Raw genomic sequence first — 20,042 nt, 5'->3', positions numbered from 1 at the left:
TTATTTACACAAATTCTTCGATCTCTCGGCTCCGCTTAATATTTAGCGAAATAGGGTTTTGGCCGGTTATAAATCCCTTTTCTCGTAGAGCATTTAGTGACGATTCAAATGTTGCCACATTCTTGCAAAAGTGATTTTTGAGTGTTTCGGTCAATACTGTTCTTTCATCCCAGTATTTTCTGCTATGCATTGTCATTAATATTTTTCTTGCTCCAATATCAAGCTGGCAGCGTTTAGAAATACCAATAATAGATTTTTCCATTTTTTCCAGGGCTGCATTGTGATGTTCAATGCCGAAATAGTGACTGTGGGTATGTGGTACTGTTGATATATCTGACGTTCCTATCAAAACAACTTCATAGTTGTTTTTCTCGGGAAAATCCATTTCATATCGAGAGTATTGTCTTATCGCTTCATCAGCATTGCGACCGACTACATCCCATGTAATAAAATTACCATCTGTCCAGTCAAATACAAGTATCCAATTATTTAGCTCCCCTTTATTATGTCCTTCGCGTTCAGCCATTGCTTTAATAATATCAGAGTTAACATGACCGCCAAGAGCTCGATCATTAGATGATTGCGATATTAATTTTTCAGAATCAATTCGCTTTTGTTCAAGAATAATTTCGATATCACTGCCTAAGCTATAGCCAGATTCGATTTCATGCAATGCATTTGAGAAGGTTTTGTAGTAATCTATAATAATTGGATCGCCTTCTTTTTCTTTTAATCTAAACCCATATATTACAGATGTTCTTTCAATGCTTTCGGACCAATAGTGCTGTAATTGACTGCGCAATTGTAGTTCAATTTTGACACCACAAATATCAAGAATAATATGATAGGCGCGGTAACCAGTATCATCGCGTCCTGACTCTCTGTAATCAGTTTCTTTTGTTATTTTTGCAAATCCAGATAAAGATATTTTTTCTCTAATAAAAATTACTAAATTATTAACATCAGAATTCTTCTCAACAATAATACGGCATCCGCCAATATCTTGCAGTTGAGTTAGTCGAACACTAAGGCGTCTAAGTTTCCTCAAAATTTGAGGTTTTCTCTTTAATCTCTGGGCAATAAAATAAGAATTATTGTAGTACTGTAGCCATTCTTGAATTTTATGGGTTAAATTTGTTAAGGGCGAAAGGTGTTTTTTCCTGTATTCTTCGAATATGTAATCAGATTCAAGCCATGTTTCATCAAATCGATGGCTATCATTGCTTAAAATTATTCCAGCTTTATCAATTTGTGATTTGGATGCCATTTAATTTCTCCCATAAGTTATTTCACAAAATTCAAAGGCACCGCCCTTGGTCAGCAAAGGTCAAAAATGAGGAGCCTCTTCGGATACGTAAAGTCCACTCCCTAATACTAACTCAATAATCGTAATCCCGGAACACGGGATTGACCTACCGTCTCATTCGTCGTGGATGCCACAGGTCGTCAATACGGGCCTTGCGGTATAGGTATTGAACTATTTCCTGTTGACGAAAATAGCTTAAAACCTATAAATTTCCCCATGCACACCGTTCTGTTTCATGCCGCATTCGTGGTCGAATTCAAGGCGTTGCCCAGAGCCGTGCGGATCGACCTTGCCGCGGCGGTCAAGGTGCTTGGGGAGCGTGGGCCGGCGCTTGGCCGGCCGCATGTCGATACGCTGAACGGTTCCCGGCACGCCAATATGAAGGAACTGCGGTTCAAATCGGATGGCGGTGTCTGGCGGGTGGCCTTTGCCTTCGATCCGAAACGCAATGCCATCGTGCTGGTTGCCGGCGACAAGAGCGGGGTTTCGGAGAAACGGTTCTACGCATCGATGATCGCCACCGCCGACACCCGCTATGATGACCACCTCACCGACCTGAAAGGAGCCACGCCATGACGGCAACGGTCCCGTTTGATGACATCCTCTCTGCCATGCCGGATGACGAGCGTGCCGCGGTGGAGGTTCGGGCCGCCGAGATGCTGGACGAGATCGACGGGTTGGCGGAACTGCGCCGGCTGGCGGCTTTGACTCAAGGTCAGGTCGCCGAGGCGCTGAACGTGAAGCAACCGACGGTTCACCAGATTGAGAAGCGGGCGGACCTGTACCTCTCCACCCTGCGGCGTTTCGTGGAAGCGGCGGGGGGAGAACTGGAACTTCGGGTTTCTCTGCCGGGCAAGGGGGCGTTCAAACTGACGGGTCTTGGCGAACTGACCACCGGCCCACACCGCTGACTCCCTTGCAGCAGGTTCTGGTGCCTGCAAGGCTCAGGCGATGGCCGATAGACCTTTTTCAACGACGATGGACAACAGCTTGCGCGTCGGGTCGGCGGGCTGCTTGTCGCCCCGCTCCCATTGGCTTACCGAATCCTTGCTAACGTTGAGATACAGGGCAAACACAGTCTAGCTGACCTGCTCACGTTTGCGCAGGGCGCGGATCTCTGCGGCAGAGAATGTCCGAACCGGCGTCAGGGAAGATTGGTCAAAGCGGCGCATCGTGTGCTTGTCGATAAGCCCGGCTTCATGCAGATCCAGTGCCGTTTCGTGGATCGCCGCCTTCACGTCGCTTTTATAAGCCCTGGTTTTCGCCATCGTCTCGAACCTTCTGATAGTTTCTGCCCCAGATCCCAAGGGCCAAGCCCTTGGCCGGGGAAGGCGAAGGGGCGGGTAGCCCCTTCGCACGCGCGAAAGCGCGCTCCCGTCAGTACGCGTAATCCCGGAACACCGGATCGACGCTGCCGGCCCATTCGCCGTGGAAGCGTTCCAGCAACTCGTCGGCGGGGGTCTGGCCGGATTCGGCGATGGCGAACAGGGTGTCGAGGAAGTGGGTTTCGTCGTCGCCCCAGTTGTCGTTGCGCGCACGGCGGGCCAGGCCGTCGCGGGCAATCGCCAGCACCTCGCGGGCCACGTCCTGGACGGTGCCGTTGCGGAAGGGCGTGCGCAGGGCGTGGCGGGGGACGCCGGCGCGCAAGGACGCCCGTTCTTCCCCGGTCCAGTCCTTCACCAGATCCCACGCGGCGTCCAGCGCCACGGTGTCGTAAAGCAGGCCGACCCACAGGGCGGGCAGGGCGCACAGGCGGCGCCAGGGGCCGCCGTCGGCACCGCGCATCTCCAGGTACTTCTTCAGCCGGACCTCGGGGAACAGGGTGGTCAGGTGGTCCACCCAGTCGGTCATCAGCGGCGTTTCCCCCGGCAGCACCGCCAGCTTGCCGGCCAGGAAATCGCGGAACGACAGGCCCGAGGCGTCGATGTAGCTGCCGTCGCGGTAGACGAAATACATCGGCGTATCAAGGGCATAGTCGGCGTACCGCTCGAACCCGAAGCCGTCCTCGAACACGAAGGGCAGGTCGCCGGTGCGGTCGGGGTCGGTGTCGGTCCAGATGTGGCTGCGGAACGACTGGAAGCCGTTGGGCTGCCCCTCGGTGAAGGGGGAATTGGCGAACAGCGCGGTGGCGATGGGCTGCAGCGCCAGCGACACGCGGAACTTCTTCACCATGTCGGCTTCGCTGGCGAAGTCCAGGTTCACCTGCACGGTGCAGGTGCGCAGCATCATGTCCAGCCCCAGGCCGCCGCGCTTGGGCATGTATTCGCCCATGATGCGGTACCGGCCCTTGGGCATCCACGGGATATCGGCGCGGGGCCATTTCGGCTGGAAGCCCAGCCCCACCATGCCGATGCCCAGTTCGGACCCGATCTCGCGCACCTGGCGCAGGTGCTGGTGAACCTCGGCACAGGTCTGGTGCAGGGTGGCGAGCGGGGCGCCCGACAGTTCCACCTGCCCGCCCGGCTCCAGCGTGATGTTGGCGCCGTCCTGGGTCAGCGCGATGAGGTGGCCGCCCTCGATCATCGGCGCCCAGCCGAAACGCTGGAGGCGGGTCAGAAGCTCGCCGATGCCGTCCGCGCCGTCATAGGGCAGGGGGCGCAGGTCGCTCTGGCGGTAGGCGAACTTTTCGTGCTCGGTGCCGATGCGCCATTCCGACGCCGGCTTGTTGCCGGATTCCAGATAGGCGACCAGCTCGTTGCGGCTGGTGATCGGTGCGCCGCGGGTCGTGGGAGGGGCGGACATGACGGCTCCGGGGTTTGCGGGATGCGGAATCGGGATGGTTCGTGCGGGTCAGGGCTGGGCCGGCTGGCGGAACGGCGGGCGTCCGGCCTCCCCCTCCACGGCCCAGTCCCCGGCGATGGCCTGCCAGCAGGTCAGGGCCGCCAGCGCCGCGGTGTCGGCGCGCAGGACCCGCGGCCCCAGCCCGACCGGGACAACAAAGGGGAGTTTGCGAAGGGCGTCAAGCTCTTCCGGCGCAAAGCCGCCCTCCGGCCCCACCAGGAAACCCACCGGCGGCGGGGCGGACTCCAGCGGGCGGGATTCGGCGAAATCGGCCAGGACGCGGGCGATGGGGCGGGCCTCCCCCGCCTCGGCGCACAGGAACAGGGTGCGCTCGTGGGGCCACAGCGCCAGCACCTTGTCCAGCGCCAGCGGCTCTTCCAGATCGGGGACGGTCAGGCGCTCGGACTGTTCCGCCGCCTCCACCGCGTTGGCGCGCAGGCGGTCCATGTTGACCCGGTTGGGGTCGGTGCGGCGGGTGAACACCGGCCACAGCTTGGACGCCCCCAGTTCGCTGGCCTTTTCGGCCACAAGGTCGATGCGCCCGCGCTTGATGGGGGCGAAGGCCAGCCACAGGTCGGCGGCATCGGCCTGGGGGCGGCGCTGGTGAACGGCTTCCAGCGAGCACCAGCCCTTGCCGAACCCGTCGATGCGGGCCAGCCATTCGCCGTCACGGCCGTTGAACACCGCCACCGCGTCGCCCCGGTCCAGCCGCAGGACGTGGCGCAGGTAATGGGCGCGTTCGTGGTCCAGCCCCACGGCCTGTCCGGCCACAAGCGGGCTGTCCACGTAAAGGCGGGTGCGCGGGTGGTCTTCCTGCATGACGGCGTTCCGGGTGTGGCCTGAGACGGTGAATGGGGAGGGCACTATAGCCCATCCGCGCCGTCTGGGGATGGGGGAACGGCGGCGCGGGGCACCTCCACCGAAAACACAGACCCGCGCCCCGGCGTGGAGCGCACCCGCACCGGGTGATCCAGCAGCGCCGACAGCCGCCGGACGATGGCCAGCCCCAGGCCCAGCCCGTGGGCGCGGTCGCGCTCGGGGTTCCCGATCTGCACGAATTCGTCGAAGATGGCCTCGCGCTGGTCGGCGGGAATGCCGGCGCCGGTGTCCCACACCTCCACCCGCACGGCATCGCGGCCCGCGGGGCGCACGGCCACCAGCACGCGGCCCGTCTGGGTGTATTTCCCGGCGTTTTCCAGCAGGTTCGACAGAATCCGGCCCAGCAGCGTCGGGTCGCTCCGCACCACGGCGGCCGACGGGCGCACGGTGAGCGTCAGCCCCTTGGCCGCGAACGGGCCGGTGTACTGGGTGCGCAGCCGGTCCAGCAGGGTGGCGATGGGGAAGGCGGCGATGGCCGGCTCCACCACGCCCGCATCCAGCTTGGACAGGTCGAGAATGCCGTCCAGCAGCCCCTTCAGCGCGTCCAGCGCCTGTTCCATGGTCTGGACCAGGGGGCGGGTGTCGTGGCCGGTCAGCCGCTCCTTCAGCACATGGATGAAGAACAGCAGCGATTGCACCGGCTGGCGCAGGTCGTGGCTGGCGGCGGCCAGGAACTTGGACTTGGCGATGTTGGCGCGCTCCGCCTCCTCCTTGGCCTGGCGCAGTTCCTCGCGGATGCGTTTCTGCTCGGTGATGTCGATGGTGATGCCGGTCATGCGGCGGGGGCTGCCGTCGTCGTCGGGGAAAACCCGCCCGATGGATGCCGCCCACCGCAGCGTGCCGTCGGGGCGGCGGAAGCGGAATTCCACATAAAGGGGGGCGGCGGCGTTGGCCGCGCCGTTCACCGCCTCCCAGTATCCTTCGCGGTCCTCCGGCTCGATGCGGGCGTTGAGCATGGACAGGGACGGCTTGGTCAGCGGCACGTCGAATCCGAACAGGCGCCACAGGCTGTCGGACCATGTGAGGCGGGCGGAGCCGAAATCCCAGTCCCACAGCCCGGCCTCGGCGCATTCCAGGGCCACGGCCAGCCGCTCGGTCTGTTCGCGGCTGGTGCGGGCGGCCTCCACCTGTCCGGTGATGTCGAGGATGACGCCGTCCCACACGGTGCGCCCGTCGTCCATCCGCCGCACCGCCGCCTGGGACCGGAAGCGGTGGGTGCGGCCGTCGCGGTCCACCATGTCGCCGTCGATGCGCATGGGCTCCAGCGTGCGGGCGCTGTCGGCCACGGCGGCGGCCCAGCGGGCGCGGCTGTCGGGCGTCAGATAGCCGATCAGGTCGTCGGCCCGCACCGGGCGGGTGGCCAGCACGCGGTCGGGCAGGTTCAGCGCGCTGACGATGCCGTCGCTGAGATAGGTGTACCACCCGACCCCGTCGGGATGCTGTTCGCGGCGGAACACCACGCCGGGCAGGTTGGCGGCGATGTCGCTCAGACGGCGTTCCGTCTCCTTCTCCCGGTTCAGGGCTTCCAGGCGCCGTTCGGTTTCCTGGCGGCGGACCAGGGCGCTGATCACCACCACGGCCAGGACCACCGCCAGCAGCAGCGCGGCCAGCGCCCCGCCGTGGACCAGCCATTCGGTGCGGTGGCGCCGGGCGGTGAAGTCGGCTTCGGGCAAGGCCACCACCGTGGTCCAGCCGCTGGCCGGTGCGGTGGCGGTGGCGATGAACAGCGGCGAGCCATCGGCCCCGTTGGTCCTCATCACCCCCGCGGGCAGGGGATCGGGCAGGGGGATGACATGGGACGACGGGCGCCCGACCATCAGGTCCACCGTACCGCCGGTGGGCATGCGCGCCACGATGCGCCGGCTGCGGTCCACCAGCAGCACGCGCCCTTCGCCGGTTGCGGGGTCGGGTTTTCCCACCCCGGTGCCCAGCCACACCCGCGTTTCGGCCAGCGCCTCCAGAAACAGGGTGGGCGACACGGCGGCCGACAGGGCGTAGCGCACCGCCCCGTCGCGGCGCACGGGCACCCGCAGAGCCACCACCGGCTCGGTCATGCGGCCCGGCAGCGACAGAACGCCGGAGATGACGGTCCGGTCCCTGTCGATCACCTGGGTGATCTGGTCGGGGTAGAGCACCGGCTCGTCCGGGGCGGGCGGGGGCAGGCGGGTGTTGACGAGCAGCCGGTCGCGGTCGGTCAACACCACCGACAGCCACGCGCTGTGGCTTGCCACCGCCCGGCGGGCGTGGCGGTCGAAGGCGATGAAGTCGCCGGAATCCAAAGACTCGGAACTCGCCAGCGCCAGCAGGCCGGACAGCTCCCGCTGGAGCTGGCGGTCCACAGCGCCGGCCGCCACGGCGGCGGCGGTGGTCAGTTGCTGTTCCACCCGCTGGCGCTCCTGCCGGTCGAACAGGGCCAGGATGACGGCCGCAAAAAGAGCGACCGGCAACAGGGCGGCGGCGACCGGGATGAGAAGTTGGCGGGGAGTGAGCATGCGGCAAGCTTATCTTTACGTGCAGGCGGAGTGTGCGGAACCGCATCACGGACGGCAAGCGCTTTCCCCATCGCCGGTGGGGGCATCGCGCCGCTCTTGCCGGGGGGCGGGGTGGGGGATAGGCTGCGGCGCGCGCCCGCCAGCCCTTCATCGCGCCGTTCCGGAACGGATTTCACCATGACCGCCCTCCCCCCCGCCGCCGGCTTTACCGATATTCCCGCCGATGGGTGGATCGACCGCTGGATGCCCGCCGCCGTCCGCCCCTATCTGCGGCTGGCGCGGCTGGACCGGCCCATCGGCACGTGGCTGCTGCTGTTTCCGTGCTGGTGGAGTGCGGCGCTGGCGGCACCCGGCTGGCCCGACCTGTGGTTCTTTGCGCTGTTCGCGGTGGGGGCGGTGGTGATGCGCGGGGCCGGCTGCACCGTCAACGACATCCTGGACCGCAAGTTCGACGCCATGGTCGAACGCACCCGCAGCCGCCCGATCCCCAGCGGGCAGGTATCGGTGAAACAGGCGCTGGCCTTTCTGGCGCTGCAACTGCTGCTGGGGCTTCTGGTGCTGGTGCAGTTCAACCTCGCCACCATCGGGTGGGGGGCGCTGTCGCTGGTGCTGGTCTTCACCTACCCCTTGATGAAACGCATCACCTGGTGGCCGCAGGCGTTCTTGGGCCTGACCTTCAATTGGGGGGCGCTGGTGGGGTGGACGGCGGTGCGGGGGCAGTTGGACACACCGGCCTTGGTGCTGTACGCCGCCGGCATCGTGTGGACGCTGGGCTACGACACCATCTACGCCCATCAGGACAAGGAGGACGACGCCCGCATCGGCGTGAAGTCCACCGCGCTGCGTCTGGGGGAACAGTCGAAGATCTGGATCTACGGCTTCTACACCCTGACCTTCGGCGGGTTGCTGGCGGCGGGGCTGCTGGCGGGCTTGAGCGGGTGGTTCCGGCTGCTCATGGGGGCGGCGTGCCTGCATCTGGCGTGGCAGGTGGCGGCGTGGAACCCCGACGACCAGAACGACTGTCTGGCGAAGTTCAAATCCAACCGTCATTTCGGCTGGCTGGTGCTGGCCGCCATCGTGGCGGGGCGGGTGCTGTAAACAGGGGTCGGGAAAAGCCGCCGATGGGCCACAAGACGACAGATGTGTCCGTCACGCTCGCGGTTGCGGGGGAAGGGGATCTCCCGGCCTTCAAGAGAGACCTGCAGGAAGCCTTTGCCGTGGCCGTGATCGAGGAATTGGGCCATGACGTCACGGAGCCGATTCCGTCCGATGACGACATCGAGCGGTCCTTCCGGGCGCCGGGAGCCGTCGTCTATCACATCCTTGCCCAAGGGCAGAGGGTGGGCGGTGCCGTCCTGACCATCAATGAGGCAACGCAGCGCAACGCTCTGGATCTGTTCTATGTGTCCCGAGGCCGGGAGAGCCGTGGCCTTGGTGCCGCGGCGTGGGCGGCGATCGAACAGGCATACCCCGACACCAGGGTCTGGGAAACGCACACGCCCTATTTCGAGAGGCGGAACATCCACTTTTATGTGAACAAGTGCGGTTTCAAGATCGTCGAGTATTACAACGACCGGCATCCGGGCCCCCCGATGCCGGATGACGAGGGCATGCCGGGCGGCGGGCTGTTCCGGTTTGAAAAGATCATGGGGGAAACGCGGTGACCGTTTCCGGGGACGGGGGGCGGGCATCCGGGCGCTGCCGGGTGCCCGCCGCCGGGGTCAGGCGATCTCGGTAAAGCGCTCGCCCTTCACCTTGCACACCGGGCACTGGTCCGGCGCGTCGCCGATGACCGTGTGGCCGCAGACGGGACAGACGCGGATGCCGGCGTCGGCCAGATCCTGGCCTTCCGCCACCGCGGCCAGCGCCTGCTTGAACAGGCCGTAATGGACCTTCTCCACCTCCAGCGCGAAGGTCATGGAGCGCTCGGCGCGCTTGTTGCCCTCGGCCTTGGCCCGTTCGACCATGGGCGGGTACATGTCGGTGAATTCGTGCTCTTCGCCCTCCATCGCCTCGGTCAGGTTGGCGCGCGTGTCCTTCACGCCGTCCATGGCGCGCAGGTGGGACAGGGCGTGAATGGTTTCCGCCGCCGCCACGGCGCGGAACAGCTTCGCCACCACCGGAAAACCGTCGTTCGCCGCCTGCTCGCCATAGGCAAGGTAACGGCGGTTGGCCTGGCTTTCACCGGCGAAGGCTTCCAGAAGATCGTCCTTGGTGGTCATGACGGCACATCCCTTTAGGATTGTTGGTCGGCACAATGGTGTGTGTGTGCCGCCATCATAGGGGATGGGCCGTGTCCGCCGATACACAAACCGTGCAGCGCCGGGTTGTGCGAGCCGTTCTCAAGGAAGGAGGAAGGCCACCGCTTACCGCCAGAAGGCGTCGGCGACCTGTTCGTTCTCGATCAGCGGGGTGCCGGGCTTGCGGGCGGGCAGGGCGGAGCGCACGCCCTCGGCGGTCGCTACCAGCGTGGGGGCGGCGGTCTGGACGGCCGCCGGCTTGCGGGCGGGAACCAGGGACGCCACCGCGTCGGGCATCGCCACCACCGGCTGGGCGTGGATGGCGCCGCCGATCACCGGCTTGCGCGCCGGCACCAGCGCGGCCACCGCCACATCGGCGTGCGAACCGGCGGCCATGGCCACCGGGGTGAAGCCCGGCTTGTGGCCCGGCATCACCGCGCGCAGGTCCGCACCGGCCTTGGCCGGGGCCGCCGCCGGCTGCGGCAGGCTGGCGACCATCATGCCGGCGTGGCCGGGCTTGTGGCCGGGAACGATCTTCAGCGACGCGCTGCGCAGTTCCACCGCCGGGGCGGGGGTGCGGCCACGGGGGGCCACGGCGAAACGCATGTCGGGCTGGCGCGGGGCGCTGGGGGCCATGCCCTTGGGCATGATGAAGCCGTAGATGGGGTATACGCGCTGACCCATCTGGCGCGCCGGCTCGTGCCACACGCGCACCTGGGTCCAGTCGTTGCGGGGCGACACGTCCTCGACCCGCATGCCGCGGCGCAGGCCGCGGCCACCCAGCCAGGAATGATCGACCAGAATGGTGCGGTCGTTCAGAACGGCGGACACCAGGGAAACATGGCCGCGGTTCAGACGCCCGGTCTTCTTGAACACCATCACCGAGCCGCGGGCGGGGGCGGCGCTGCGGCCATAGTCACCTTCGGCCGAAGCCCACCACGTCCAGGCATCGCCGCGGATGTCGAAGCTGGAAATGGAGCGGACGACGCGCACGCAATCTTCGGCGCTTGCGGGAAGGGCCACCAGAGGGCTAAGAGCGAGAAGTGCGGCAAGGGAAAGCCGGGTTCCAAGCTCTTTTGTCCGCATGATGTTTTTCCCGTCGTTCGTTCTTCCCTGTGGGGTTTGGGTAACATGGCTTTCGTGGCCCTGTCTACTCCGTTTGAAAGCGGTAACATTCCACGAATGTGGATAAGTGTCATAACACCTTAAAAGGACAATAGAACTTCCCCATGACCGATCCGTCCGCCCCCCCTGTCGGCCCCGCCGAATTCGTTCTTCGAAACACGGTTCTGGCCGCTCCCTCCCTGGTGCCGGAGGTGAGTCTCCATCTGGCGACGGAGGTCACGCCCCTGTGGGAAGCGACCGAAGCGACGCTGGCCCGCAACAACCTTCCACCCCCCTATTGGGCCTTCGCCTGGCCCGGCGGGCAGGCGGTGGCCCGCTATGTCCTTGACAACCCGGAGGTTGTCCGGGGGCGTGCGGTGCTCGACTTTGCCGCCGGCACCGGCGTGGTGGGCATCGCGGCGATGAAGGCGGGGGCGGCCCGCGCGCTGGCCGCCGAAATCGACCCCTTCGCGCTGGAGGCGATTCGGCTGAACGCCGCCGCCTGCGGGGTGGAACTGGCGGCGGCGGGCGACGATCTGGTGGGCAAGCCGCTGCCCGGATTCGACGTGGTGCTGGCCGGGGACGTCTGTTACGAACGCCCGATGGCGGAGCGGGTGACCGCATGGCTGCGCACGTTGGCGGCGGGGGGCACGCTGGTGCTGTTCGGCGATCCGGGACGCGCCTATGTTCCCCGCGACGGCATCGAGCGGGTGGCGGTCTATGACGTCCCCACCTCGCTGGAGCTGGAGGACCGGACGGTGCGGCAGACCACGGTGTGGAAGCTGCTTCCCGCGTGAGACTTCTTATTTAGGACAGGGATCATGCCCTATACCTCGCTGCGCGATTTCATGGACCGGCTGGAATCCCAGGGCCGGCTGGTGGTGGTGAAGGAACCCGTCTCCACCGTTCTGGAAATGACCGAGATCCAGACCCGCCTGCTGGCGGAAGGCGGGCCGGCGGTGTTGTTCCAGAACCCGATCAAGGCCGACGGCACCCGGTCGGACATGCCGGTGCTGGTCAACCTGTTCGGCACGGTGGAGCGGGTGGCGTGGGGCATGGACCGCGAACCCCATGAACTGCGCGCGGTCGGCGAGACGCTGGCCTTCCTGAAGCAGCCGGAACCCCCCGGCGGCTTCCGCGAGGCGCTGGACATGATCCCGCTGGTCAAGACCGTGCTGTCCATGAAGCCGCGTACCGTCGGCTCGGCCCCGTGCCAGGAGGTGGTGCTGACCGGCGATCAGGTGGACCTGGGCCGGCTGCCGGTGCAGAGCTGCTGGCCGGGCGAACCGGCCCCGCTGATCACCTGGCCGCTGGTGGTGACCAAGGGGCCGACGGGCAAGCGCGAGGACGACCACAATCTCGGCATCTACCGCATGCAGGTCCTGGGAAAGAACAAGACCATCATGCGCTGGCTGAAGCACCGCGGCGGCGCCCAGCATTACCGCCGCTGGGCGGCGTCGGGCAGGCGCGAGCCGCTGCCGTGCGCGGTGGTGCTGGGCGCCGATCCCGGCACCATCCTGGCCGCGGTGACCCCGGTGCCCGACACCCTGTCGGAATACCAGTTCGCCGGCCTGCTGCGCGGCAAGAAGGTGGAACTGGTGGATTGCAAGACCGTGCCGCTGAAGGTGCCGGCCCAGGCGGAAATCGTGCTGGAAGGCCACGTCAGCCTGGACGAGACGGCGGCGGAGGGGCCGTACGGCGACCACACCGGCTATTACAACGCGGTGGACGAGTTCCCGGTGTTCACCGTGTCGTGCATGACCATGCGCCGGGCGCCCATCTATCTGTCCACCTTCACCGGGCGCCCGCCGGACGAGCCGTCGGTGCTGGGGGAGGCGCTGAACGAGGTGTTCATCCCGCTCCTGGTGCAGCAGTTCCCGGAAATCGTCGATTTCTGGCTGCCGCCCGAGGGCTGCTCCTACCGCATCGCCGTGGTGTCGATGAAGAAGGCCTACCCCGGCCACGCCAAGCGGGTGATGATGGGCGTGTGGTCGTTCCTGCGCCAGTTCATGTACACCAAATGGGTGATCGTGGTGGACGACGACATCAACGCCCGCGACTGGAAGGACGTGATGTGGGCCGTGTCCACCCGCATGGACCCCGCCCGCGACATCACGGTGATCGAGGGCACGCCCATCGACTATCTGGACTTCGCTTCCCCCGACTCCGGGCTGGGGGGCAAGGTGGGGCTGGACGCCACCAACAAATGGCCGCCCGAGACCAAGCGCGAATGGGGCGAAAAGATCCGCATGGACGATGACGTGATCGACACCGTGTCGCGCAAATGGGCCTCCTACGGCCTGCCCGGCAGCGGGACGCCCATCTGGAAGTAAGGGAGTCGGGGTTACACCGGCGCGCGGCGGCGCAGCGGCCACGGCAGCGCCGTCAGCGCCACGCCCGCGAACACCAGCGCCGCCCCCGCCAGCTTCGCCGCCGTCAGCGTTTCCCCCAGCACCAGCGCGCTCGACGTCATGCCGAAGATCGGCACCAGCAGCGAGAAGGGGGCGACCTGGCTGGCCGGGTAGCTGCGCAGCAGGAACCCCCAGGCGGCGAACCCGAACAGCGTGGCGCCCGCGGCGATGTAGACCAGGGCGGCGACGCCCATGCCCGACAGCCCGGTCAGGGCGGCGGCGATCCGGTCCGGCCCCTCGGTCCCCAGCGACAGCAGGAACAGCGGGATCGGCGGGATCAGGCTGACCCACAGCATCAGGCGGAACAGGTCCGGCGCCTTCGCCGTCTTCATGATGATGTTGGACACGCCCCAGCAGGCGGCGGCGGCCACCACCAGCACCAGCCCCAGCAGCGAATCCCCCGCCGGCATCTCCAGCGCGATCAGGCCGATGCCGCCGAAGGCCACGGCCATGCCCGCCACCTGCCGCGGGCCGGGCCGGTCGCCCAGCACCACGGCGGCGAACAGGGCGGTGAAGAACGCCTGGGATTGCAGCACCAGCGACGACAGCCCCGCCGGCATGCCGATGTCCATGCCGATGAACAGCAGCGAGAATTTCACCACCCCCAGCGACACCCCGATGCCGACGATGAAGCGCCACGGCACCGGCGGCCCGCCCCGCACCCCCAGCACCAGCAGCGGCGTGGCCGCCAGGGCAAAGCGCAGGCATGAGAACAGAACCGGCGGAAAATCCCGCAGGCCCAGCTTGATCATCACGAAATTGAACCCCCACACCGCCGCAACCGCGACGGCAAGGGCGATGTGGAGCGGACGCATGGGCCGGCCTTCTTCCAGATTCATCCGAGAGCGGAAGGGTAGGGGGCGCCTGATCCGTGCGTCAATCGCAGGTTTTGCGGTGCTGTGGTGTGCGCAGGGCTGTGGTGCGTTGCGGGATGAGAAATACATTTGATCCCAATAGATGACATATCATCTAATTATCCCATGACGACACCAACCCCCAATCCCCGGCACCGTTTCGGGTTCCGCCTCGTGCTGCTGGCGCGGCGCTGGCGGCAGGCCATCGACGCCGAACTGCTGGCCGCCGGCCTGACCGACGCCGCGTGGCGCCCGCTGATCCACCTGCACCGCCAGGGCGGCGGCATGCGGCAAAAGGATCTGGCGGCGGCGCTGGGCGTGGACGGCTCCACCGTGGTCCGCCTGATCGGCCTTCTGGAGGAGCGCGGGCTGCTGGAACGGCACGACGATCCCGCCGACGGGCGGGCCAAGTGCCTGTACCTGACCGACGCCGGGCTGCGGCTGGTGGACACCATGCAAACCATGATCACGGCGGCGGAGGAAACGCTGCTGAGTGATTTTTCCGATGACGAGCTTCTCATGATGATGGACGCCTTCGACCGGCTGGATTCCTCCCTTTCCCAGCGGCGGGGGGCGTGATGGCCGCGATTCTCTCCACATTGCGCGCCGGCCTGCGGGGGTTCGAGGGACCGCGGCTGAGCTTTACCCTGCGCACCGCCTTCGCAAGCTGGCTGGCGCTGGCTCTGGCCACGGCGCTCGGGCTGGAAAGCCCCCATTGGGCCGCCATGACCGTGTGGGTGGTGGCCCAGCCCACCCGCGGGATGCTGGTGGAAAAGAGCCTCTACCGCCTGACCGGCACCTTTGCCGGCTCGGTGGTGGGGGTGGGGCTGGTGCTGGGCAGCGGCGGCAACCCGTGGCTGCTGACCGGCGGGCTGGCGCTGTGGGTGGCGCTGTGCGCCGGGGCCGGCAATCTGCTGCGCCATTTCCAGACGTACGGGCTGCTGCTGGCCGGCTACACCGCCGCCATGGTGGCGCTGATGGACGTGCCGCACCCCGACCATGTGCTGGGGCTGGCCGCCGGGCGGGTGGTGACGGTGGCCATCGGCATCGCGGCCTCGGCCCTGGTGTCGTGGCTGTTCCTGCCCCCGGCGGCGGAACCGCTGCTGATGGACCGGCTGCGCGGGGCCGCGGGCGATGCCCTGGCGTGGAGCGCCACCGTCCTGACCGGGGCCGGCGGGCGCGAGGTGGCCGAGCGTGAACGCGCCATCCTGTCGGAGCTGGCGGCGGTGGACGACCTGCTCGACGCCCATGCCTCCGGCTCTCCCGCCGGTTACCGCCGCATCCGCGGCGCCCGGCGTCTGGCCGCGGCGGTGCTGGCGCTGATGGCCGCCACCCGCGCGGGCGGCAAGGGTGCCGGCCCTTTGCCCGAAACCGCCGCCGTGCGCACGGCCCTGGCCGCCCTGACGGCGGGGGAGGGGATCGAGGCGCTGCCCTCCGTGGCCATCCGCCTGCACCGCGATTGGGGCGGGGCGGCCGCGGCGTCGGTGCGGGCGCTGGCGGCGGTGCTGGCCGCAGGGGCGCTGTGGGTGGCGACGGGGTGGGAGGCCGGACCCTATCTGATGCTGGGCACGGCGGTGATGGCATCGCTGTTCTCCAGCTTCGACGATCCGGTGCGGGTGCTGCGTCTGGTGCTGATGGGATCGGCGGCGGGGGCGGTGGCGGCGGTGGTCTGCCGTCTGGCGGTGCTGCCGGTGGACCCCGGCCCGCTGGAGGCGCTGGTGCTGACCGCGCCGTTCCTGGCGCTGGGCGCGGTGGCCATGGCCCACCCGGTGACCCGCATGCCGTCGCTGGATTACGCCATGGCCTTCCTGCTGCTGGCCCATCCCACCGCACCGCTGCACGGCGGGGTGGAGGAGCTGCTGCACGGGGCGGCGGCCATGCTGCTGGGCATCGGGCTGGCGCTGGTGTCGTTCCGCGTGGTGCTGCCGGTCAACGCGGCGGTGCGGCTGCGCACCGTGGTGGCGATGACCGTGCGCGATCTGGAATCCCTGGCGGCATCGCAGGCCGCGGAGTCGCCCCGCCGGTGGCGGGCACGGCTCTATCACCGCACGTTGCGGCTGGTACGGCGGGCCGATCTGGTGGAGGGCCGCGACACCGCCGCCATCGACGGTGCGCTCGCCGCCTTCAGCGTGGGGGAAGCAATTCTGTCGGCCCGCCGCGTGGTGGATCGGGTGGATACCCCCGCCCCGGTGCGCCGCCGCTTGGCTCTCGCCCTGCGCCGGCTTCAGTCGTTGTCGCTGAAGCCCGCCGCCGCCGCGGATTCCCTGGACCGTGCCGCGGTGCGGGTGGACGGCCCGGAGGCAGCCATTCTGCTGGCCGGAGCGCGGGCGTTGCGGGGGAACGCGGCGTTCTTTGCCACGCGCCGGCTGGTGTGAGCGGGCTGCCGCCTGCACCCGCATGGGGGCACAGCCCCCATACCCCCCGTTTTTTCATCATCATAAAAATCGGAAGGGTCCGGGGCGGTCGCCCCGTTACGCCCCTTGTCCGCCGGCGGTCAGGTGCAGAATCCGGCACTCCAGCACCGAGTTGATCGCCCATTCGCTGCCGGTCAGGTTGATGGGCCTGGGCGGCTGGGTGATGGCGGCCCCTTCGAAGGTGGCGCGGCGGCCATGGGCGAAGGGGCTGACGGTCTGTTCGAACTGGGCGAAGGGCAGCACGGCGGCCAGCGTGCCGTCGGTGCGCAGGATGGCCGACAGGTTGACCGGCTCGGCCCCTTCCACCACGGCGTTCAGGGTGACGACGGTGCCGGGCTGTGCGCTGGTGGGGGCACCGCGCAGCAGCACCCGCCCTTCCGTTGCGGTGGTGGCAAAGGCCAGCGTGGCCCCCGGCGCGCCCAGGCGCGAGGCGAGGCACAGGCTGGGCTTGCCGTCGGTGCGGTGCAGGGTGACGGTCCACCCGCGCCGCTGCCGCAGGATTTCGCCGTCGGTGCCGCTGGCCGGTTCGGCCGCCTGGGACGGTGCGGGGGGTGGCGGGGGCGGCGCCGTCTCGCACGCAGCCACCAGCACGGCCATCAGGGCCAGGGCCGGAATGGCGGAAGGGATGCGCGCCATGTAATCCTCCGTCCGGTCAGCGATACGGGTTGATGGAGTCCGTTGCTTATCACGGCACTCGGGATCGGGAAAGGCCGGCATCCTTCCGCCGTTGCCGGAATCTCACGCCACGGTCAGCACGATCTTGCCGATGTGGGCGCTCGACTCCATCAGGCGGTGGGCCTCCGCCGCCTGCTCCAGGGGGAAGGCGGCGTGCATCACCGGGCGCACCGTCCCCTGTTCCACCAGCGGCCACACGGTGGCCCGCACCGCCGCGGCGATGCGCCCCTTCTCCGCCACCGAGCGGGCGCGCAGCGTGGAGCCGGTGATGGTCAGCCGCTTGGTCATGACGGGAAACAGGTTCAGCGTGACCTTCGGCCCGTTGAGGAAGGCGATGGAGACGTGACGCCCGTCGGGGGCCATGATGTCGATGTCGCGGGCCACGTAATCGCCGCCCACCATGTCCAGCACCACATCGACGCCGCGCCCCTGGGTCGCCGCGCGGATCACCGTGGGGTAATCCTCGGTCCTGTAGTTGATGGCGCGGGTGGCCCCCAGCGTTTCGCAGGCCGCGCATTTGTCGGCGCTGCCGGCGGTGGTGTAGACGGGCGATCCCAGCGCGCGGGCCAGTTGGATGGCCGTGGTGCCGATGCCGCTGGACCCGCCGTGGACCAGCAGGCTTTCGCCGGGCTTCAGGCCACCGCGCTCGAACACGTTGGTCCAGACGGTGAAGACGGTTTCCGGCAGGGCCGCCGCCTCGGCCATGGACAGGCCGGCGGGAACGGGGAGGAGCTGCGGGGCCGGTGCCGTGCAGAACTGGGCGTAGCCGCCGCCGGCCACCAGCGCGCACACGGCGTCGCCCGCGGCCCAGCCGGTGACGCCCGCGCCCACCGCGGCGATGCGGCCCGCGACCTCCAGCCCCGGCAGGTCGGACGCGCCGGGGGGCGGGTCGTAGCGGCCCTGGCGCTGGAGCGTGTCGGGGCGGTTGACGCCCGCCGCCTCCACCGCGATCAGCACCTCGCCCGCCGCGGGCCGGGGCCGCGGGCGGGTGACGGGGCGCAGCACCTCCGGTCCGCCGGCCTGGGCGATTTCGACACACCGCATCCCTTCGGTCATGGTATTCCTCGTGTCACGATCATGAGCCGGGTGGACGGTAGACCCCGGCGGCCCATGCTGGCAACCCGCATGGGAAAGACGAAGGAGGCTGGACCGATGGCTCTCGACACCGACGATCTGGAACCCCGCCCCATGCCGGCGGCCAAGGCGCCGCCGAAGGATCTCGGCGTGATGTCCGTCGATGAGCTGCTGACCTACATCGCCGGGCTGGAAGCGGAGATCGAACGCGCCCGCGCCGCCATCGCCGGCAAGCAGGCCCACCGCTCGGCGGCGGAGGCGCTGTTCAAGCGCTGAGGGGGGTGGCCCCGTCCGGTCACTGGGGCCACAACGCCTGTTTCAGGCGGCGCAGGGCCTTGGCCATCTGGGCGGGAGCCATGTGCGCGTAACCGATCCGCGTCGTCTGCGGGTTGGGCTTCCCGGCCCAGAAGATCCGGCCGGGCAGCGGGCGGATTCCGGCCGCCCGCATCCGGGCGGCGCAGCCCGCCGCGCCGAACGGCGCATCGAACTCCACCCAGCAGGCCAGTCCCCCGTCGGGCAGGGTGCAGCGGGCCAGGGGGCCGAACGTCTGGTGCAGCATCGTGCCGAACGCCTGCCGGCGCTGGTCGTACAGGTGCCGCGCCTTCTCGTGGTGGCGCTGGATTACGCCCGAGTCGATCAGGTCGGCCACGGCCAGTTCCGTCACCGGATCTCCCAGCCGGTCGATCTGCCTGACCGCCGCCGCGGCCCGGCGGATGAACCAGGCCGGCCCCGTCAGATAGCCGGACCGCAGGTGCGGGGACAGCAGCTTCGAAAAGGTGCCGATGTAGACGATGTTCTCAGCCCCATCGAGGCTGGCGACCGGCAGGATGGGCGCGCGGACGAAATGGAATTCGTGGTCGTAGTCATCCTCCAGGATCGTGAAGCCGTAACGGCCGGACAGGTCCAGAAGATGCCGACGGCGCTCCGGCGTCAGGCTGACGGTGGTGGGAAACTGGTGGTGGGGCGTGACATAGACGCACGCCGGGGGCCGGTGCCGGCACAGCTCCTCCAGCGCATCGACCCGCAGCCCCGCGCGGTCCACCGGGATGGGGGCCAGATCGGCGCCCGCCGCCCGGAACGCGGCGCGTGCCTCGGAATAGCCGGGTTCCTCCATGGCGGCCACGGTGCCGGGACCGGTCAGGAGGCGGGCGGCCAGAAAGATCGCCATCTGGCTGCCCCGCGTCAGGCAGATCCGTTCCGGCACGGTCGCCATGCCCCGGTTGAAGTTGAGCATGGTGGAGATCGACCGGCGCAGGGCGGTGTTGCCCAGCGGATGTTCGTCCGCCAGCCGGTTGCCGGAGCTGAGCCGCAGCAGCGCGTTGCGGTAGGCTTGCGCCAAGGCCGTCACCGGCACCAGCCGCGTGTCCGGCGCGCCATCGTCGAACACGATCATCTCCGGTGCCGGCGGTGACGGAACCACACGCCGGTGCCGGGCGGTTACGGGGGGCGGCCCGGCGTCCGCCGCCGGGCACAGGGCCGCCGGCTGTTCCGGGGCGATGAAGGTGCCGCGCCGCCCTTGTGCCGTGGCCCAGCCGCCGGCGACGAGATCGTCGTAGGCCAACTGAACCGTCTTGCGGTTCACCCCCAACTGGGCGGCCAGTTCCCGCGTGCCGGGCAGGGGGCTTCCCGGCGGGAGCCGCCCGGACCGGACCCCCGCCGCCACGGCTTGGGAGATCTGGCTGTGGAGGGCGGCCGGACCCTGCCGGTCGAGAGGGATGTGGAGCGGCCAAGGTCGGAGCATCTGGACCATGCGGAATTTCAAAACTGGAGGATAGCCTCCTTGCCGGGGGCACGTCATACGCTTGTTGCGCA

20 protein-coding genes are annotated in these 20,042 nt (G+C 67.3%); 9 read left to right on the top strand and 11 right to left on the bottom strand.

Annotated features, from left to right (window positions below):
• Positions 1 to 4: 4 nt before the first annotated feature.
• On the bottom strand, positions 5 to 1,267 hold the full coding sequence (locus M2352_RS20345; protein WP_264666328.1) for a RelA/SpoT domain-containing protein: 1,263 nt from the start codon (positions 1,265 to 1,267) through the stop codon (positions 5 to 7).
• Between the two features lie 255 nt (positions 1,268 to 1,522).
• Here M2352_RS20345 and M2352_RS20340 point away from each other — a divergent pair, with 255 nt between their 5' ends.
• Entirely contained in the window at positions 1,523 to 1,882 is a 360-nt protein-coding gene (locus M2352_RS20340; RefSeq protein ID WP_264666327.1) for a type II toxin-antitoxin system RelE/ParE family toxin, read from the top strand.
• Positions 1,879 to 2,217: a helix-turn-helix domain-containing protein gene (locus M2352_RS20335; RefSeq protein ID WP_264666326.1), complete on the top strand. Its 339-nt coding sequence runs from the start codon at positions 1,879 to 1,881 to the stop codon at positions 2,215 to 2,217. Before M2352_RS20340 ends, M2352_RS20335 begins: the two co-directional genes overlap by 4 nt.
• Before the next feature lie 168 nt (positions 2,218 to 2,385).
• On the opposite strand, the gene M2352_RS20330 is transcribed toward M2352_RS20335, so the two are convergent.
• From M2352_RS20330 to M2352_RS20315, 4 genes are all read right to left on the bottom strand, one after another.
• Positions 2,386 to 2,574 (bottom strand): hypothetical protein, encoded by a 189-nt coding sequence (locus tag M2352_RS20330; protein ID WP_264666325.1) that lies wholly within the window; start codon positions 2,572 to 2,574, stop codon positions 2,386 to 2,388.
• 109 nt (positions 2,575 to 2,683) lie between these two features.
• Positions 2,684 to 4,048, bottom strand: coding sequence for a glutamate--cysteine ligase (locus tag M2352_RS20325; protein ID WP_264666324.1), 1,365 nt, complete (start codon positions 4,046 to 4,048; stop codon positions 2,684 to 2,686).
• 48 nt (positions 4,049 to 4,096) lie between these two features.
• Positions 4,097 to 4,906: a 16S rRNA (uracil(1498)-N(3))-methyltransferase gene (locus M2352_RS20320; RefSeq protein ID WP_264666323.1), complete on the bottom strand. Its 810-nt coding sequence runs from the start codon at positions 4,904 to 4,906 to the stop codon at positions 4,097 to 4,099.
• 44 nt (positions 4,907 to 4,950) lie between these two features.
• Positions 4,951 to 7,458, bottom strand: coding sequence for a sensor histidine kinase (locus M2352_RS20315; protein WP_264666322.1), 2,508 nt, complete (start codon positions 7,456 to 7,458; stop codon positions 4,951 to 4,953).
• Between the two features lie 177 nt (positions 7,459 to 7,635).
• On the opposite strand from M2352_RS20315, the gene ubiA reads away from it, so the two are divergent.
• Both ubiA and M2352_RS20305 read left to right on the top strand, forming a co-directional pair.
• A complete protein-coding gene (gene ubiA, locus M2352_RS20310) occupies positions 7,636 to 8,556 on the top strand; it encodes a 4-hydroxybenzoate octaprenyltransferase (protein WP_264666321.1) in 921 nt (306 codons plus the stop codon).
• 23 nt (positions 8,557 to 8,579) lie between these two features.
• Entirely contained in the window at positions 8,580 to 9,122 is a 543-nt protein-coding gene (locus tag M2352_RS20305; protein ID WP_264666320.1) for a GNAT family N-acetyltransferase, read from the top strand.
• Between the two features lie 57 nt (positions 9,123 to 9,179).
• Here M2352_RS20305 and M2352_RS20300 read toward each other — a convergent pair whose 3' ends face one another.
• A complete protein-coding gene (locus M2352_RS20300; protein ID WP_264666319.1) occupies positions 9,180 to 9,680 on the bottom strand; it encodes a rubrerythrin family protein in 501 nt (166 codons plus the stop codon).
• Between the two features lie 144 nt (positions 9,681 to 9,824).
• Positions 9,825 to 10,691 carry a CHAP domain-containing protein gene (locus tag M2352_RS20295; protein WP_264666318.1) on the bottom strand — a complete coding sequence of 289 codons (867 nt, stop codon included), beginning with the start codon at positions 10,689 to 10,691 and terminating at the stop codon, positions 9,825 to 9,827.
• 236 nt (positions 10,692 to 10,927) lie between these two features.
• Between M2352_RS20295 and M2352_RS20290 the strand changes: the two genes are divergently transcribed.
• Together M2352_RS20290 and M2352_RS20285 are read left to right on the top strand one after the other, a co-directional pair.
• Positions 10,928 to 11,599, top strand: a complete 672-nt coding sequence (locus tag M2352_RS20290) for a class I SAM-dependent methyltransferase (RefSeq protein ID WP_264666317.1) — start codon at positions 10,928 to 10,930, stop codon at positions 11,597 to 11,599.
• Positions 11,600 to 11,623: 24 nt separating this feature from the next.
• Entirely contained in the window at positions 11,624 to 13,135 is a 1,512-nt protein-coding gene (locus tag M2352_RS20285) for a UbiD family decarboxylase (protein WP_264666316.1), read from the top strand.
• A gap of 11 nt (positions 13,136 to 13,146) precedes the next feature.
• Here the strand turns inward: M2352_RS20285 and M2352_RS20280 are convergent, their stop codons facing one another.
• On the bottom strand, positions 13,147 to 14,028 hold the full coding sequence (locus M2352_RS20280) for an EamA family transporter (protein ID WP_264666315.1): 882 nt from the start codon (positions 14,026 to 14,028) through the stop codon (positions 13,147 to 13,149).
• Positions 14,029 to 14,193: 165 nt separating this feature from the next.
• Here M2352_RS20280 and M2352_RS20275 point away from each other — a divergent pair, with 165 nt between their 5' ends.
• Both M2352_RS20275 and M2352_RS20270 read left to right on the top strand, forming a co-directional pair.
• On the top strand, positions 14,194 to 14,646 hold the full coding sequence (locus M2352_RS20275; protein ID WP_264666314.1) for a MarR family winged helix-turn-helix transcriptional regulator: 453 nt from the start codon (positions 14,194 to 14,196) through the stop codon (positions 14,644 to 14,646).
• Entirely contained in the window at positions 14,646 to 16,442 is a 1,797-nt protein-coding gene (locus tag M2352_RS20270) for an FUSC family protein (protein WP_264666313.1), read from the top strand. The genes M2352_RS20275 and M2352_RS20270 overlap by 1 nt, the downstream gene beginning before the upstream one ends.
• A gap of 96 nt (positions 16,443 to 16,538) precedes the next feature.
• Here M2352_RS20270 and M2352_RS20265 read toward each other — a convergent pair whose 3' ends face one another.
• Both M2352_RS20265 and M2352_RS20260 read right to left on the bottom strand, forming a co-directional pair.
• Entirely contained in the window at positions 16,539 to 17,117 is a 579-nt protein-coding gene (locus M2352_RS20265) for a hypothetical protein (protein WP_264666312.1), read from the bottom strand.
• 102 nt (positions 17,118 to 17,219) lie between these two features.
• Complete coding sequence (locus M2352_RS20260) at positions 17,220 to 18,212, bottom strand: NAD(P)H-quinone oxidoreductase (protein ID WP_264666311.1); 993 nt, start codon at positions 18,210 to 18,212, stop codon at positions 17,220 to 17,222.
• Positions 18,213 to 18,308: 96 nt separating this feature from the next.
• On the opposite strand from M2352_RS20260, the gene M2352_RS20255 reads away from it, so the two are divergent.
• The gene (locus M2352_RS20255) at positions 18,309 to 18,506 is read left to right on the top strand and encodes a DUF1192 domain-containing protein (RefSeq protein WP_264666310.1); all 198 of its coding nucleotides are present in this window, start codon (positions 18,309 to 18,311) and stop codon (positions 18,504 to 18,506) included.
• Between the two features lie 19 nt (positions 18,507 to 18,525).
• Here the strand turns inward: M2352_RS20255 and pdxR are convergent, their stop codons facing one another.
• The gene (gene pdxR, locus M2352_RS20250; RefSeq protein WP_264666309.1) at positions 18,526 to 19,980 is read right to left on the bottom strand and encodes a MocR-like pyridoxine biosynthesis transcription factor PdxR; all 1,455 of its coding nucleotides are present in this window, start codon (positions 19,978 to 19,980) and stop codon (positions 18,526 to 18,528) included.
• Positions 19,981 to 20,042: the final 62 nt, after the last annotated feature.

It is taken from the genome of Azospirillum fermentarium (genome assembly GCF_025961205.1).
Lineage (GTDB): Bacteria > Pseudomonadota > Alphaproteobacteria > Azospirillales > Azospirillaceae > Azospirillum > Azospirillum fermentarium.
The sequence above is the reverse complement of the archived record's forward strand: the minus strand, read 5'-3'. Positions and strand labels throughout refer to the sequence as shown.